The sequence below is a fragment of the Rhizobium sp. BR 362 genome (assembly GCF_036528765.1).
Classification (GTDB): Bacteria; Pseudomonadota; Alphaproteobacteria; order Rhizobiales; family Rhizobiaceae; genus Rhizobium.
In genome coordinates, this window is sequence record NZ_JARWGH010000002.1 from 150,334 (window position 1) to 165,323 (window position 14,990).

13 protein-coding genes are annotated in these 14,990 nt (G+C 59.1%); 8 read left to right on the forward strand and 5 right to left on the reverse strand.

Going from position 1 to position 14,990, the window contains the following annotated elements:
• The first annotated feature begins 8 nt into the window (after positions 1–8).
• The 4 genes from QDY28_RS02955 to rpmG all read left to right on the forward strand — a co-directional run bounded on the left by QDY28_RS02955 (position 9) and on the right by rpmG (position 2,219).
• Positions 9–464, forward strand: a complete 456-nt coding sequence (locus QDY28_RS02955) for a DUF983 domain-containing protein (RefSeq protein WP_331380194.1) — start codon at positions 9–11, stop codon at positions 462–464.
• Complete coding sequence (locus tag QDY28_RS02960) at positions 461–760, forward strand: hypothetical protein (protein WP_331380195.1); 300 nt, start codon at positions 461–463, stop codon at positions 758–760. The genes QDY28_RS02955 and QDY28_RS02960 overlap by 4 nt, the downstream gene beginning before the upstream one ends.
• 10 nt (positions 761–770) lie before the next feature.
• On the forward strand, positions 771–1,955 hold the full coding sequence (locus QDY28_RS02965; protein WP_331380196.1) for an MFS transporter: 1,185 nt from the start codon (positions 771–773) through the stop codon (positions 1,953–1,955).
• Positions 1,956–2,051: 96 nt separating this feature from the next.
• Positions 2,052–2,219 (forward strand): 50S ribosomal protein L33, encoded by a 168-nt coding sequence (gene rpmG, locus QDY28_RS02970; RefSeq protein ID WP_003547442.1) that lies wholly within the window; start codon positions 2,052–2,054, stop codon positions 2,217–2,219.
• A gap of 811 nt (positions 2,220–3,030) precedes the next feature.
• On the opposite strand, the gene QDY28_RS02975 is transcribed toward rpmG, so the two are convergent.
• Positions 3,031–4,404: a PleD family two-component system response regulator gene (locus tag QDY28_RS02975; protein WP_331380197.1), complete on the reverse strand. Its 1,374-nt coding sequence runs from the start codon at positions 4,402–4,404 to the stop codon at positions 3,031–3,033.
• 16 nt (positions 4,405–4,420) lie between these two features.
• Positions 4,421–4,792 carry a response regulator gene (locus tag QDY28_RS02980; protein ID WP_028754034.1) on the reverse strand — a complete coding sequence of 124 codons (372 nt, stop codon included), beginning with the start codon at positions 4,790–4,792 and terminating at the stop codon, positions 4,421–4,423.
• A gap of 131 nt (positions 4,793–4,923) precedes the next feature.
• Between QDY28_RS02980 and QDY28_RS02985 the strand changes: the two genes are divergently transcribed.
• Together QDY28_RS02985 and QDY28_RS02990 are read left to right on the forward strand one after the other, a co-directional pair.
• Positions 4,924–5,232 (forward strand): DUF3572 domain-containing protein, encoded by a 309-nt coding sequence (locus QDY28_RS02985; RefSeq protein WP_331380198.1) that lies wholly within the window; start codon positions 4,924–4,926, stop codon positions 5,230–5,232.
• 2 nt (positions 5,233–5,234) lie between these two features.
• Positions 5,235–5,882 (forward strand): hypothetical protein, encoded by a 648-nt coding sequence (locus QDY28_RS02990; RefSeq protein WP_331380199.1) that lies wholly within the window; start codon positions 5,235–5,237, stop codon positions 5,880–5,882.
• 17 nt (positions 5,883–5,899) lie between these two features.
• On the opposite strand, the gene QDY28_RS02995 is transcribed toward QDY28_RS02990, so the two are convergent.
• Positions 5,900–6,481: a GNAT family N-acetyltransferase gene (locus tag QDY28_RS02995; RefSeq protein WP_331380200.1), complete on the reverse strand. Its 582-nt coding sequence runs from the start codon at positions 6,479–6,481 to the stop codon at positions 5,900–5,902.
• Positions 6,482–6,559: 78 nt separating this feature from the next.
• On the opposite strand from QDY28_RS02995, the gene QDY28_RS03000 reads away from it, so the two are divergent.
• Positions 6,560–7,849, forward strand: a complete 1,290-nt coding sequence (locus QDY28_RS03000) for a DNA polymerase IV (protein WP_331380201.1) — start codon at positions 6,560–6,562, stop codon at positions 7,847–7,849.
• On the opposite strand, the gene QDY28_RS03005 is transcribed toward QDY28_RS03000, so the two are convergent.
• Entirely contained in the window at positions 7,819–9,579 is a 1,761-nt protein-coding gene (locus tag QDY28_RS03005; RefSeq protein WP_331380202.1) for a GNAT family N-acetyltransferase, read from the reverse strand. The genes QDY28_RS03000 and QDY28_RS03005 overlap by 31 nt on opposite strands.
• A 199-nt stretch (positions 9,580–9,778) precedes the next feature.
• Between QDY28_RS03005 and QDY28_RS03010 the strand changes: the two genes are divergently transcribed.
• Positions 9,779–11,044: a L,D-transpeptidase family protein gene (locus QDY28_RS03010; protein ID WP_331380203.1), complete on the forward strand. Its 1,266-nt coding sequence runs from the start codon at positions 9,779–9,781 to the stop codon at positions 11,042–11,044.
• 100 nt (positions 11,045–11,144) lie between these two features.
• On the opposite strand, the gene dnaE is transcribed toward QDY28_RS03010, so the two are convergent.
• The gene (gene dnaE / locus QDY28_RS03015; protein WP_331380436.1) at positions 11,145–14,642 is read right to left on the reverse strand and encodes a DNA polymerase III subunit alpha; all 3,498 of its coding nucleotides are present in this window, start codon (positions 14,640–14,642) and stop codon (positions 11,145–11,147) included.
• Positions 14,643–14,990 lie beyond the last annotated feature (348 nt).

A 14,990-nucleotide genomic window follows, 5' to 3' on the forward strand; every position in this document is an offset into this window, starting at 1 on the left:
AAAGTACCATGACGAGCAGCCCGTCCGACCCGATCATCCGTTTTGGCGGCCCCGACGAGGCTGAACGTCCGCTCGGACGCTCGATTGCCCGCGGTGTGCTGAACCGCTGTCCGCGCTGCGGCACGGGAAAGCTCTTCAAGGCTTTCTTGAAGCCAGTCGACTGTTGTGCCGCCTGTGACGAGGCGCTGTTCCATCAGCGTGCCGACGACCTGCCGCCCTATCTGGTGGTCCTCGTACTCGGCCACGTCGTAGTCGGCGGCTACATGCTGACGGATATGGCCTACCATCTGCCGATCTGGGCGCATCTCGCCATTTGGGCGCCGATTACGGTGATAACTGCCTTGGCGGTAATCCAACCGATCAAGGGCGGCGTCATCGGCCTGCAATGGGCACTGCGGATGCATGGCTTCGGCGGCCATGACGATAGTCCCGAAGAATGGGATCGGGGAAACGGCCGGTCGTGAACCACATGTTCGAGCTGATATCACCAGCCCTGCCGGCCGGCAGGAGCGGGCGTGCGCGGTTACTCCCTTTGGATGGAACCAGCATTGATCCGCCATATATTCATGATTCGCGGGAATTGCTTGATCTCCAATGGCTTGACATCGGCGGCATTTCTTGTCTGAACATGCCGGGCATCGAAAGGAGCATTGTGGAGGATATGATCGATCCCATGAAAGCCGACCCGTCACCTGGATTTGGCCGAGCCGTGCCTTTCTATCTCCCGCGTTGCGAACGATTCGTTCGCCACATGCTCTAAGGATCAATTCATGTTTGAACCGACGAACGGCAAGGCCGGTCAAGTCGAAGAAATTCATTGGCCTTCGCTCGTCGCCGCCATTTCGTCCGTTTCCGCTGTCGGCATCGCCATCGGCCTCGGCCTTCCGCTTTTGAGCATCATCCTCGAAAAACGCGGCATTCCCTCGAGCCTGATCGGGCTCAATACGGCAATGATGGGGATCGCCGCGATGATAGCGGCACTGATCACCACAAAGCTCGCCCACCGATTCGGCGTCGTGCAGACGATGATCTGGGCCGTCGTGCTCTCCGCGCTGAGTTCGCTCGGCTTCTACTACGCGGAAAGCCTGCTGCTCTGGTTCCCTCTGCGCCTGATCTTCCATGGCGCCACCACGACGCTCTTCATCCTGTCGGAATTCTGGATCAATGCCGCCTCCCCGCCTTCCAAGCGCGGCTTCGTGCTCGGCCTCTATTCCACGGTTTTTTCGCTCGGCTTTGCGGCCGGCCCTCTGCTTTTTTCGCTGGTCGGCAGCGAGGGGCTCATGCCCTTTCTCATCGGCGCCTGCATTATCCTTGCGGCAACAATCCCGATCTTCATCGCCCGCAACGAGAGCCCGATTGTCGACGAGAAGCCCGAGCTGCACTTCATTCGCTACGTCTTCCTGGTGCCCACGGCGACCGCCGCCGTTTTCGTATTTGGCGCGGTAACCGTCGGCGGCGGGTCGTTGTTCACCAGCTATGCGACCCGGCTCGGCTTCAACGAATCACAGGCCGCACTGCTGCTGACCGTGATGGGTGTCGGCAACTTCGTCTTCCAGATCCCGCTGGGGCTGCTTGCCGACCGCTTGCGCGACAAGCGGCCGCTGCTGTCGATCATGGCAGCCATCGGGCTGGTCGGTGCGCTTCTATTGCCCTCACTAGCCTCGAATTGGATACTTCTGGCCGTTATTCTGCTGTTCTGGGGCGGCTGTGTCTCCGGCATGTATACGGTCGGCCTCAGTCATCTCGGAACGAGGCTGACGGGCGCGGACCTTGTCGCCGCCAATGCCGCCTTCGTTTTCTGTTATGCAGTCGGCATGGTCCTCGGTCCACCGACGATCGGTACCGCGATGGATTTCGCCAACCCCAGCGGTTTTGCCTGGGCAATTGCTTTTTTCTTTGGACTTTATGTCCTGCTTTCGGCGGTGCGGCTGCTTTTCATGGGCAGCAGGGGTTGACTTTTCGGGCGCGATTTGTAGTTTCGCGCCAGAATTTGCCGTGGACCTCCGCACTGGCCGTCCACGGCTTTCATTTTTCTTAAAGGCAGGACGACCATGGCCAAGGCTACCACCATCAAGATCAAGCTGCTGTCGACGGCCGACACCGGTTTCTTCTACGTTACGACGAAGAACAGCCGTACGATGACGGACAAGATGACGAAGACGAAGTACGACCCGGTTGCTAAGAAGCACGTCGAATTCAAGGAAACCAAGATCAAGTAAGTTTGCTAAACTTCTGATTACAAAAGGGCGCAACCATATGGTTAGCGCCTTTTTTCTTTTGGCGGCTTCTTTTTCTGTGCAAAACCTCATGAAGGCCTTCGAAAAACAGAAAAATCTAAAACGCAACTTTCTGATATTAACAAAGAAAAACGCCGCACTTCTTTTGGAAGCCGGCGTTTTGATTTGGGGGTCGGCTAGCCTGCAAAACGGCACGAGGAACCGCTTAAATTTGCTTGCCAGCCGACCGACCCCACGACCCAGGAGATGCGGCGGACCTGAGCATCATGGGGTATTCCCACGCCCTTACGGGCCTGTTCTTGTACGGGACTAAATTTGCGCGAAATCGAAAGAAAATCAACAAATTCTTAATGATAAAAAATTCTCGTCTTCCCGAATGGTTAAAATTCTTACCGTCATTCCGCTCTGTCGGCCTGAAAAAACAACAATCGGGAAGCGAGTAGATCTCAAAAACAAAAAGGCAACTATCGTATGCGTGGCAAATTCTGCCTAAAAATATTTAGGCGCGTTTGCATATTAGAGTGACGGCTGCTTTCTTCCTGGTAGGATTATAGTTTTTCTCCGTTTCGACTTCATTTATTGCAAACTTATCACAATAAATACATGATATACAGCGGCCATTAATTAACTATAATAAGTATAGATCTATGAGGCTATCGGGGTAGACTATACAGCCTATTCTCCTGTGGAAATCGGCTTATCCAACGGAGAACAAAGATTACAAATTCGTAATCATTGTTCAAAACTTGGAAAAGCCCATGAATATTCATGGGCCATGACGGTGTCGTTTCGATCAAGCAGCAGCCGCGACAACCCGGTTGCGACCACCGTGTTTGGCTTCGTAGAGGGCGCGATCGGCCTGCTTCATCAACTGCTCGGGTGTTTCGACCGTCTCCAAGCGCGACGAAATGCCGAACGAGGCGGTGACATTGAGCGCAACCCCTGCCTCTCGCAGCGTGAAGGGTATGGTCTCCACGGCAGCGCGCAGGCGCTCGGCAACGGCGGCAGAAACCTCGGGGAGCGTGTCCGGCATGACCACGACGAATTCCTCGCCGCCATAGCGGCAGGCTAGATCCGCGCCGCGCACGGTGGAGCGAATACGGGCGGCAAACTCCTTCAGCACTTCATCGCCGGCGTCATGGCCATAGGTGTCGTTCACCTGCTTGAAGCGGTCGATATCGGTAATCAGGACGGAGAGCGGCCGCCCGCGAGTCAGCGAGCGGTTGAAGAGGATCTTCAGATGATTGTCGAGATAGCGCCTGTTGTTGAGCCCGGTGAGCGCATCGGTGACGGCAAGCTCGATCGTGTGCTGCACGCTTGCACGCAGACGGTCATTATAGCGCTTGCGACGGATTTGCGTCAGGCAGCGGGCAACCAGCTCGTTCGGATCGAGTGGGCGGATAATATAGTCGTTGATGCCAAGATCGAGCGCCCGGACGATCATCTCGTCAGCCCCCTGCTCCGTCACCAGCAGCACCGGCAGGAACCGGGTTCGCTCCAGCGAGCGGAGCTGCGAGCAAAGCCTGAGCGGATCGTAATCATCGAAATTCGAATTGACGACAACGAGTTCGAACGGCTTTTCCGCAGCCTCGAACAGGGCCGCCTGCGGATCGGATGTCACCGTCACCTCGGCGATCGGCTTGAGCGCGCGGATGATACGCTCCTGCGAATTGGCGCGGCCGTCGACCAGCAACACATGGCCATTTTCGTCGGCGCGGCCTTCGCCGATGCGCAGGAGATCATCGATGCCGAAGTTGCGGGCCGTCTCGTTGCGCATGCGCAGTTCGTCGCTGAGAGTCTTCAGGCGCAGAAGGCTTTTGACTCGGGAAACGAGCTGCAGGTCGTTGACCGGCTTGGTCAGGAAATCGTCAGCGCCAGCCTTGAGACCGCGCACGCGGTCGGCCGGCTGATCCAGCGCCGTGACCATGACCACGGGAATATGGGAAGTACGCGGGTCGGACTTCAGCCGCTCGCAGACTTCGAAACCGTCCATGCCGGGCATCATGATGTCTAGCAGGACGAGGTCGACCTGGGTGCTGTCGCAGATGGCGAGCGCCTGCAAGCCATCCTCCGCCGTCAACACGTCGAAATATTCGGCCAGCAGCCTTGCTTCGAGCAGCTTTACGTTTGCGGGTATATCGTCAACCACCAGAATACGCGCGGTCATCAGTCTTTCCCCGCGCTCAGGCGTCGCCCAAATAAGTCTTGATGGTCTCGATGAACTTCGGGACCGAGATCGGCTTGGAGACATAGGCTTCGCAGCCGCCCTGTCGGATTCGCTCCTCGTCGCCCTTCATGGCAAAGGCGGTGACCGCGATCACCGGAATGACGTGCAGATCGTCGTCCTCCTTCAGCCACTTCGTCACCTCCAGCCCCGAAACTTCCGGGAGCTGGATATCCATGAGGATCAGATCCGGGCGATGTTTGCGAGCCAGATCAAGCGCTTCCATGCCGTTCCGCGTCTGGATCGTGGTGTAACCGGACGCCTCGATTAGATCGCGAAAGAGCTTCATATTCAGCTCGTTGTCTTCTACAATCATCACCTGCTTAGGCATGGAGAGCTGTCCCTGCATCCGGTATTGCATCCATTCTATGAAAATATAACGTCGCGAGAAATCGATTCCAGAAATACTTGAATCCGACGCTAGCGGCATTTGGTTGAAAAATAGGTAACTTACCCCTCGAAATGCAAAGTAACTTCAAGAACTCGAAGCCGCCGGCCGCCGATCCGCAGGAAACCGCGATCGCCGTACTTGGCTGGCTGGCCAATGAGCCGGACATGTTCGGTCGCTTCCTGGCGCTCACCGGTGTCGAACCGGCGCAGGTGCGCAATGCCATCAACGAACCCGCTTTTCTTGCGGGCATGCTGGATTTTTTGATGAACCACGAGCCGACATTGCTTGCGTTCTGCGAGGCAAGCAGCATCGCGCCGGAGACGGTTGCCGCCGCTTCGGCACATTTTTCGCCGCCCGGCCTTTCCTCGGGGGAATATTGACCATGGATGCCCCGATCGAATTCGACACATCGCATGTCCGCCTCGGAGACCGGCCGTTGATCGTCTGCGACGTCGATGACGTCGTGCTGCACTTCTTTGCGCCCTTCCTGCTTTTCCTTGACGGCGAAGGCCATGAATTCCTGCCGCGCTCGTTTCGGCTGACGGGCAATATCGTTTCGAAGGTAAGCGGCGCGGTGCTGGAAGAAAAAGAAGTCCATCGCCTGATCGACGCCTTTTTCGAAGCGCAGGAGCTTTGGCAGACCCCACTCGATCGCGTCATCGATACTCTCGGCAGCTTCTCCAAGGACGCCGATATCGTCTTCCTCACCGCTATGCCGCCGCAGTTCTCGGTGCAGCGCCGCCGCCTTCTTGATCGGCTTGGCCTTGCCTATCCGCTCCTCGCCTCGCTGCAGCCGAAAGGACCGATCGTGCAGGCCTTGCACGGCAAGCGCACGTTGCCCGTCGCCTTCGTCGACGATATGGCGCATAATCTGCATTCGGTCCGCGACCATCTCGCAAGCTGCCTTCTGATAAATTTGCGGCCGGATTCGATCGTCCATCGCATGGCGCCGGCGGTGGCAGTCGATATTCCCCAGGCGAACGATTGGGCAGAGGCGGCGCCGCTGATCCACGCCCATATCGCCCGCTAAGCGCGCCCGCATCCGCATCAGAGAACAAGGCGCATCAAGGGGCGCCCGTCCTTGCGTTTGGCGACTTCGGAAAATCCGGCCGCCTCGAATATGTTAAGCGAGCCGACATAGAGGCCGACGGATTTCGACTGTTTCGTCCGTTCGATCGGACAGCCCTCGAGAATGCGTGCACCGGAGGCCTTGGCGAAATTCACCGCCTCCGACAGCATTCGATGGCTGTATCCCTTGCCGCGATCGCGCGAATTCATGAAAAAGCAACTGACGGCCCAAACCGAACTGTCTTCGGCATCTTCCGGATCGAGCGGCCGCGACACGGTTTTCGGGGAATTCCACGGCGGCAGCTCCGAGCGTGGTCCGACCTGCGTCCAGGCAACCGGACGCTCGCCGATATAGCCGAGAAGGCCGGGTGGCGGGCCAGCGGCGACGCGCGCTTGCATGAATTCTTTCTTCGCTGCGCCATCCATGGTTTTGCGATCCGATGTCGGAACGCGGAAATGGGTGCACCAGCAGCCATAACAGGCGCCGCTTGGCCCGAAGAGCGTTTCGAAATCGCCCCAGCGATCCGCCGTCAAAGGCACTGCTTTCAATTCCTCCAACATCTCCTCCCCGCTGTTTTCCGTCTTGAGACTCACGAGCTTAAAACATAAGGTAGCGATGTTCAATTTTTGTTCTATTTTATGACGAGCGCGCCCGACAAAGTTTCCGGTTTTTGCCGCGATTGCCTGAGCGAGCAATCGGCCGAGCGCGCGCGTTGCCGGGCCTGCGGCAGTCCGCGTCTTGTCTATCATCGCGAACTCTATGGCCTGACGCTGGCGCATATCGATTGCGATGCCTTCTATGCCTCGATCGAGAAGCGCGACAATCCGGACCTGGCCGACAAGCCGGTCATCATCGGCGGCGGCAAGCGTGGGGTCGTCTCCACGGCTTGCTATATCGCCCGCATCCACGGCGTCCGATCGGCCATGCCGATGTTCAAGGCGCTGGAGGCCTGTCCGCAAGCGGTCGTCATCCGCCCGAATATGGAGAAGTATGTCCGCGTCGGCCGCGAAGTGCGCGCGCTCATGCAGGAGCTGACGCCGCTGGTGCAGCCGCTCTCGATCGACGAGGCCTTTCTGGAGCTCGAGGGGACGCAGCGCCTACACCATGATCCTCCCGCCCGCATTCTAGCGAAATTCGCCAGGCGCATCGAAAGCGAGATTGGCATCACCATTTCGGTCGGGCTTTCCTATTGCAAGTTCCTCGCCAAGGTCGCTTCCGACCTGCAGAAGCCGCGCGGTTTTTCCGTCATCGGGCGGCAGGAAGCATTGTCGTTTCTGGAGCCCCGTCCGGTGACCACCATCTGGGGCGTCGGCAAAGCCTTTGCGGCGACGCTGGAAAGCGACGGTATCCGCACCATAGGCCAGTTGCAGACCATGGAGGAAGGCGATCTGATGCGCCGCTACGGCGTCATCGGGCAGCGGCTCTTCCGCCTGTCCCGTGGCATCGACGATCGCACGGTGCATCCGAACGAAGCCGCAAAAAGCGTGTCATCGGAGACGACCTTTTTCGACGACATTTCCCGCCATGACGATCTGGTGCCGATCCTGCGCGATCTCTCGGAAAAGGTATCGCGCCGCCTGAAGCGCGGCGGCATTGCCGGGCAGACCGTGGTGTTGAAGCTGAAAACAGCCGATTTCAAAAGCCGCACCCGCAACCGCCGCCTGGAAGACCCGACCCAGCTCGCCGACCGCATTTTCCGCACCGGCCTGCGATTGCTCGAACATGAGACAGACGGCACGAAATTCCGCCTGATCGGTATCGGCGTCACCGACCTCTGCGACGCTGCCCGCGCCGACCCGCCCGACCTGATCGACGAACAGGCGACCCGCCGCGCCGCGGCCGAAGCGGCAATGGACAAGCTCCGGGAAAAGTTCGGCAATAAGACGGTGGAAACCGGCTACACATTCGGCGGCAAGCGCGAGAGCTGAATGACGGCCGGCAGCATATCCGTCTCTTCGTCGAAAAGCGCCGCGCGATTGGCAATTGCCTGCTCGTAGTTCGGCCTGATCGCAATCGCTTTTTCATAGCTCGCCAGCGCCTCATCGGCACGCCCCAGACGGCGCAATGCGTTGCCCTTGTTGTTATAGGCAATCGCATGGGCTGGCTCCAGGGCGATCGCGCGGTCATAGCGGACGACGGCGCCTTCGAAATCCCTGACCGCCACGAGAATATTGCCGTAAGTGCAATGGGCCGCGGCGGAGTCAGGACGCAGCTCCAGCGCCCGCCCGATCTCGGCCTCCGCCTCCCTGGCCTCGCCCCGCAGCAAAAGCAGTATGCTCAGCCGATGCGCTGCATCGAAGTCTCCCGGATTTTCGGCGATGGTGGCGCGACATTGTTTTTCCGCCTCGGCGCGCTCGACCACTGCTTGGTCGTCTGCGCCGATATGCGCAGGCGCGTCGGGCGAAATCGCCTGCCAGAGCGTGCGTGACGCCACGACTTCGCGGTAGAGCGACAGGGCCTCACCCTTCTCGGGTTCGCTGGCAAGAACCTGCCGGCAGCCGATTTCGGCATCGGCCAGATCGCCGGCGGCATAAAGGTTCTTGATGCGGTTAAGCACGAAGGGGATGCAATGCGGGTCCAGCCGCTCGCCGAGGTTCCGTCCCGTCCTTGTGTCTATCCGATAGCGCTCGATGCGCCGGCTCACGGAGCCGAAAATATACTTGTGTTCATAGTTGCCGGCACCGAGATCGTAAATTCGAAAGCCGTTCTCTATCGCCCAGCGGATTGTATGGGCATGCAGCGTCAGGCCTGGGGACAGATCTCGGATCGAGACCTCACGCGCGGTCAGGAAACAGATCAGGCTTTTGCGGGGACGATCGAGCAGGACGGCAGACGCCGCTATTGCTACCCCGTCCTGCCATAGAACCGGCAGAAAAAGATCGCCGCTGCGAAAGCAATCCGGCAGGACGGACCGCGAATTGTCGAGGATGTAGCGCATATAGCAGGCGTTGTGCGATCCCCATTGCTTTTCCCAAAGGCTCAGCAGCGTCGCCAGATCCTCTTCGATAGTAGTTGCGTCGGCATGCGTTACCCGCAATGCCGCCGAGCCCTCCAGCTTTCGCAGACAGTGGCGGATATTGCGCCGTGTCCGCCGATGCAATTTCTCGAAAAGGAAGGAATCGAAATCCGCAGGCAGCGTCACATGGACGTGGATTTCCGGATCGATCCTCTCGGCCGCATCCGAAATCTGCACCGGGCGCTTGATCCTGTCGCCGACAAAATCGGCCGGCGGAAAGCGCGTCAGGAAGGACTCAATGCGCAGGGATGATCGATCGATGTCGTCGAGATGCAGGCTGCTCCAATGAAGCGTACGAATGTGATCGGCGAAGGCTGAAACCGCAACATCGGCATAGGCCGGATCGCAGAGGATACCCGTATAGGGAGCGAAATAGGAGCCGCCCATGACGATGGTATTGTAGAAGCCTCTGCCCCGCTCGAGCCCTATACCGAGCTGGATCGGGAAAAAGGCCACATAGGCGCCACCGTCATCTTCCCTTGCCGCCAGTACCAGCCAAGGCAGAGAACGAGAAGCCAACCAGCTCGACATCCAGGTCCAGGACAAGAAACAATGCGCTTCCGGGTCGATCTCATAGATCCGATCCCAGTTGTCTTTCAGCCCCCACAGATCTTCCAGCTTTTCGATCACGTCCACATGCATGTCGAATGCCCGCCCCGCTCCGCATCCTACAATTTAAGATATGCATAAAATATCTTCCGTCGCAATTGCGCCTATCGGACAGGCCGTTGCTGATGAAACCGCACGAAAGTAGGCCAGGCGAACGGCTCGCCTGCAAGTCTTCCTTAAACTTCGAAGTCTAACCTGCGGCGATACGAGTATTGCGTTTTGGTATGTGTATATGAAGCCGCGTTTCTTTTTCGGGCTTGGCCTGCTGTCGGCCACAGCTCTCGTTCACCCTGCCTTCGGCGCGGAAGATGCCCGGACATTGCAGATCGTCGTATCGAAGGACCGGCAATCGCTCGCCGTTTATGACGGCGACAAGGTGGTGGCGACATCGAAGGTTTCGACCGGCAAGCGCGGCCATACGACGCCGAGCGGCATCTTTTCCATTCTGGAGAAGGAGGTCTATCACGAGTCCAACCTCTATTCGGCGTCGCCAATGCCCTTCATGCAGCGGCTGACCTGGTCCGGCATTGCCCTGCACGAATCCAATTCGGTGCCGAACTATCCCGCTTCGCACGGCTGCGTTCGCATGCCCAAGGCCTTTGCCAAAATGCTCTACCAGATGACGGAACGCGGCGTGCATGTCGTCATCGCCGACCAGCCGCTGGTGCCGCAGCCTTTCCGACATGCCATGCTGTTCCAACCGGAAGTCGCACCCGCCGCTGCCCTGTTCTCCGATATCGAACTGCGCCCCTCAACGGCGGCCTTCCTGCCGCAGGCGCAGGCGGTGCAGGTGGCCACAAACGATGTTGCCGCCTTGCCGATGCCACAGGCCATACAGGCGCCGCCGGTCGATCGGGCTCCGCTCGGCATCCTCATCACCCGCCGGGGTCTGCGGGAAAATGTCCGCGATCTGCAGGGCATCTTGAATGACATGGGCTTTGCGACCGGCACGCCGGACGGCATGCTCGGGCCAACGACGATGCAGGCGATTGAGGATTTCAAGAAGGCTCACAACATCACTACATCGGGCGGCCTCGTCAGCCCGGCGCTGATGAAGGCCGTCTATGCGCTTGCCGGCAAGGGCGAGCCGCCGAACGGCCAAATCATGGTACGGCAGAATTTCAAACCGCTGTTCGAAGCTCCCGCCATCATCGCCGAGCCGCAGGAAGCTCTCGGGACGCATTTCTTCACCGCCAATACGATCGACAAGGTGAACGGCAAAGCCGACTGGTTCGGCGTGACGCTGGAGGATGATCTCTCCAAGGAGGCGAAGAAGCGGTTCGGCATCACCAGCGAGGCACAGGCGGAATCGCTCGACGCTGCCGATCGCGCGCTCGACCGCATCACCATACCCGACGACGTCAGGCGCAAGATCGAAGATCTGCTGACGGCAGGTTCTTCGCTGACGATTTCCGATACGGGCATCGGCCCGGAAACGGGCAACGGCACCGATTTCATCACCATCACCAACCGCGGTGCGCTTGGGAAAAGCGGCTAAAGCGCATCGCGATCTCCAAGATTCGCTCCTCGCGCTTTAGTTCTTTGAATTTGCGCATGTCGTTATCGCAAAAGCGCTGCGCGCTGTTGCGCGACATGCTTTAGACCAGCTCGACGTCGATCACACCGGGCGCGGTGCGCAGCGCGGCTGCGATTTCCGGCGTGATGCGGTATTTCTCCGGCAGCGCCACTTCGACCTCGCGCTTGCCCTCCTCCTTGATGACAATGAAGGAGACCAGGCCGTCGCCCTTGGCGTTAAGGTGCGCGGCCACCGCTTTCAGCGGGCCGGAATCGCGGACATAGACGCGCAGCGCCTTTTGCATCTGCAGCGACTTTTCCTCCAGCGACTGCGCCGTTTGCAGGCGCAGGCTGATGCCTTCCGGCCGCTCGTCCGCCTGCGCGGTGATGACGAAGGATTTGCCGACCTCCAGCACGTCGCGATATTGATTGAGCACTTCCGAGAACAGCACGGCCTCGAATTGGCCGGAGGCATCCGAGAAAACGAAGATGCCCATCTTGTTGCCGGTGCGCGTCTTGCGCTCCTGCTTGGAAATCACGGTGCCGGCCAACCGGCCGTTACTCGCCCCCTGCTTCACCGCCGCCGAGAAATCGGCGAAGGTCTGCACGCGCATCTTGTTGAGCACGTTCTTGTAGGTGTCGAGCGGATGGGCCGTGAGGTAAAAGCCCAGCACCTGGAATTCGCGCAGCAGCCGCTCCGAGGCGAGCCAGGGCGTGAAAGGCGGGAATGATATCTTCTCAGGACCCGAGGCGGCGCTTCCAAACATATCGGACTGACCGCTTCGCTTGTTCTCCTGCGCGACTTGCGCATAGCCCATCACCCGGTCCAGCCCGCCGATCAATTGCGCGCGGTCGATGTCAAAACAATCAAAGGCGCCGGCGCAGATCAGGCTTTCCAATACACGGCGATTGATCTGCTTTGGATCGATGCGCAGGCAGAAGTCCTCGATGCCGGCAAAAGGCTGGTCGCCGCGTACCTCGACAATATGGTCGACAGCGGATTCGCCGACACCCTTGATGGCGGCGAGCGCATAATAGATGCGGTTCTCGCCCGTTTCGAAATGGCGAAACGAGGTCTGGATCGATGGTGCGATGACTTCGATGCCGAGGCGCTTGGCATCCTGGCGGAAGTCGTTGACCTTTTCGGTGTTCGCCATATCGAGCGTCATCGAGGCCGCGAGGAACTCCACCGGATAGTGCGCCTTCATATAGGCGGTCTGGTAGGAGACGATCGCATAGGCGGCGGCGTGCGATTTGTTGAAGCCGTAGTTGGCGAACTTGGCGAGCAGGTCGAAAATGACGTCTGCCTGGCCCTTCGATACGCCATTCTTGAGGGCACCGTCGACGAAGCGCTCGCGCTGCTGGTCCATCTCGGCCTTGATCTTCTTGCCCATGGCGCGGCGCAGAAGATCGGCCTCGCCGAGCGAATAGCCCGACAGCACCTGAGCGATCTGCATCACCTGCTCCTGATAGACGATAACGCCCTGCGTCTCTTTCAGGAGGTAATCGATCATCGGATGGATCGATTCGATCTCTTCCTCGCCATGCTTACGGGCATTGTAGACCGGAATGTTTTCCATCGGGCCTGGACGATAGAGGGCCACCAGCGCGATGATGTCTTCGATGCAGTCTGGGCGCATGCCGATCAGCGCCTTGCGCATGCCCGCACTTTCCACCTGGAACACGCCGACCGTCTCACCGCGCGAGAGCATGTCGTAGGTCGTCTTGTCGTCGAGCGGTATGCTGGCGAGATCAAGCGTAATGCCGCGCTTGGCGACGAAATCAACGGCCGTCTTCAGGACCGTCAGCGTTTTCAGGCCCAGGAAGTCGAACTTCACCAGGCCGGCCTGCTCCACCCACTTCATGTTGAATTGGGTGACCGGCATGTCGGAGCGCGGATCGCGGTACATCGGGACCAGCTTCGACAGCGGCCGATCGCCGATGACGATGCCGGCGGCGTGCGTCGAAGCGTGGCGATAGAGGCCCTCGATCTTCTGGGCAATATCGAGCAGACGGGCGACGACCGGTTCCTTATCGGCCTCCTCCTGCAGACGCGGCTCTTCTTCGATCGCCTTGCTGAGCGGCGTCGGATTGGCGGGGTTGTTCGGCACCAGCTTGCAGATCTTGTCGACCTGGCCATAGGGCATTTCCAGCACGCGGCCGACGTCGCGAAGGGCGGCGCGCGCCTGAAGGGAACCGAAAGTGATGATCTGCGCCACCTGCTCACGGCCATATTTGGCCTGCACATAGCGGATCACTTCTTCACGGCGATCCTGGCAGAAGTCGATATCGAAGTCCGGCATCGAGACGCGCGACGGATTGAGGAAGCGCTCGAACAGCAGCGAGAAACGCAGCGGGTCGACGTCGGTAATCGTCAGCGCATAGGCAACCAGCGAACCAGCGCCCGAACCGCGGCCCGGGCCGACGGGAATGTCATGCTGCTTGGCCCATTTGATGAAGTCCGCGACGATCAGGAAGTAGCCGGGGAATTTCATGCGCTCGATGACGCTGAGTTCGAATTCCAGCCGCTCGCGATAGTCCTTCTCCGCATAGCCCGATGCCATGCCGAGCGAGGCGAGACGCCGGTCGAGACCTTCGACCGCCTGGGCGCGCAGTTCAGCCGCCTCGGCGCGTTCGGCTTCCTCCGGATCATCGGTGGCGCCGGTGAAACGCGGCAGGATCGGCTTGCGTGTCTTCAGAACGAAGGAGCAGCGCCGGGCGATCTCGACGGTGTTCTCCAAGGCTTCCGGCAGATTGGCGAACAGCTTCGCCATGTCGGCGCGGCTCTTCAAATAATGATCCGGCGTCAGGCGAAAGCGGGTGTCGTCCGAAACGATGGCATTGTGGGCAACCGCCATGAGCGCATCATGGGCATCATAATCGTCTCGCGTCGGGAAGAAGGCCTCGTTGGTCGCAACCAGCGGCAATTCATGCTCATAGGCGAGCGCGATCATCTTCTGTTCGTGGCGGCGATCATAGGTGCCGTGACGCTGCAATTCGACATAGAGCCGGTGGCCGAACAGGCTCTTCAACGTCAGCAGCCGCGACAGCGCCTGCGGCGCGTGGCCGTCCTTTAGCGCGATATCGACCGGGCCGCCGAGCGAACCGGTGAGCGCGATCATGCCGTCCGTGCCGATCTCCCTCAGCCAGGAGGCGGTGATATGGACCGCCTGATTGCCTTCGCCGCCGAGATAGGCGCGGCTGACAAGATCGACGAGGCGCTCATAGCCCCGCTCGGTGGCCGCCAGCAACACGATGGACGGCAGCTTGGTGAGCGCCTGTTGCGGTCCGCGCTTTTCGCCCTCGCCGCCATCCTCCATGTCGATCGATACCTGGCAGCCGATGATCGGCTGCAAGCCCTCATCCATCGCCTTCTGCGAAAACTCCAGCGCGATGAAAAGGTTGTTTGTATCGGTGATGGCGATGGCCGGCTGATTGTCGCCGGCCGCCTTGGCGAGGATCTTCTTCAGCGGCAATGCGCCTTCGAGCAGCGAATAGGCGGAATGGACGCGAAGATGCACGAATTCCGGCGTCTCTCCGACCGGCGCACCCGCTGCGCCGCTGCTCACCATATCCGCCATCATATGCCTTTCCACATGCCCAAATGAATCGGCTGCATTTTCGGCATTGCGGACGATAAAGTCCAGAAGTTGACCTCATGAATCACGGGCACATTGCAATACCCGTGGGGATAAGATTCACATCGCCATCATGATGAGCGAAAAGCTGGCGACAAACATGACGATGGAGGTGAATGCTGCAACGTCTCGAATGATATCGGTCATTTACGCGCTCCTTACTCGTTATGTTTCTTTTTTGTTCTATTTATGTTCGAGAGTCAATAGCTGCATCAATAATTTTCATCATCAGTGTTTTGAAGAGTATCGGTGGACGGAAGCACAACCCAAAGCTATGAAGCGTGAAGGGAG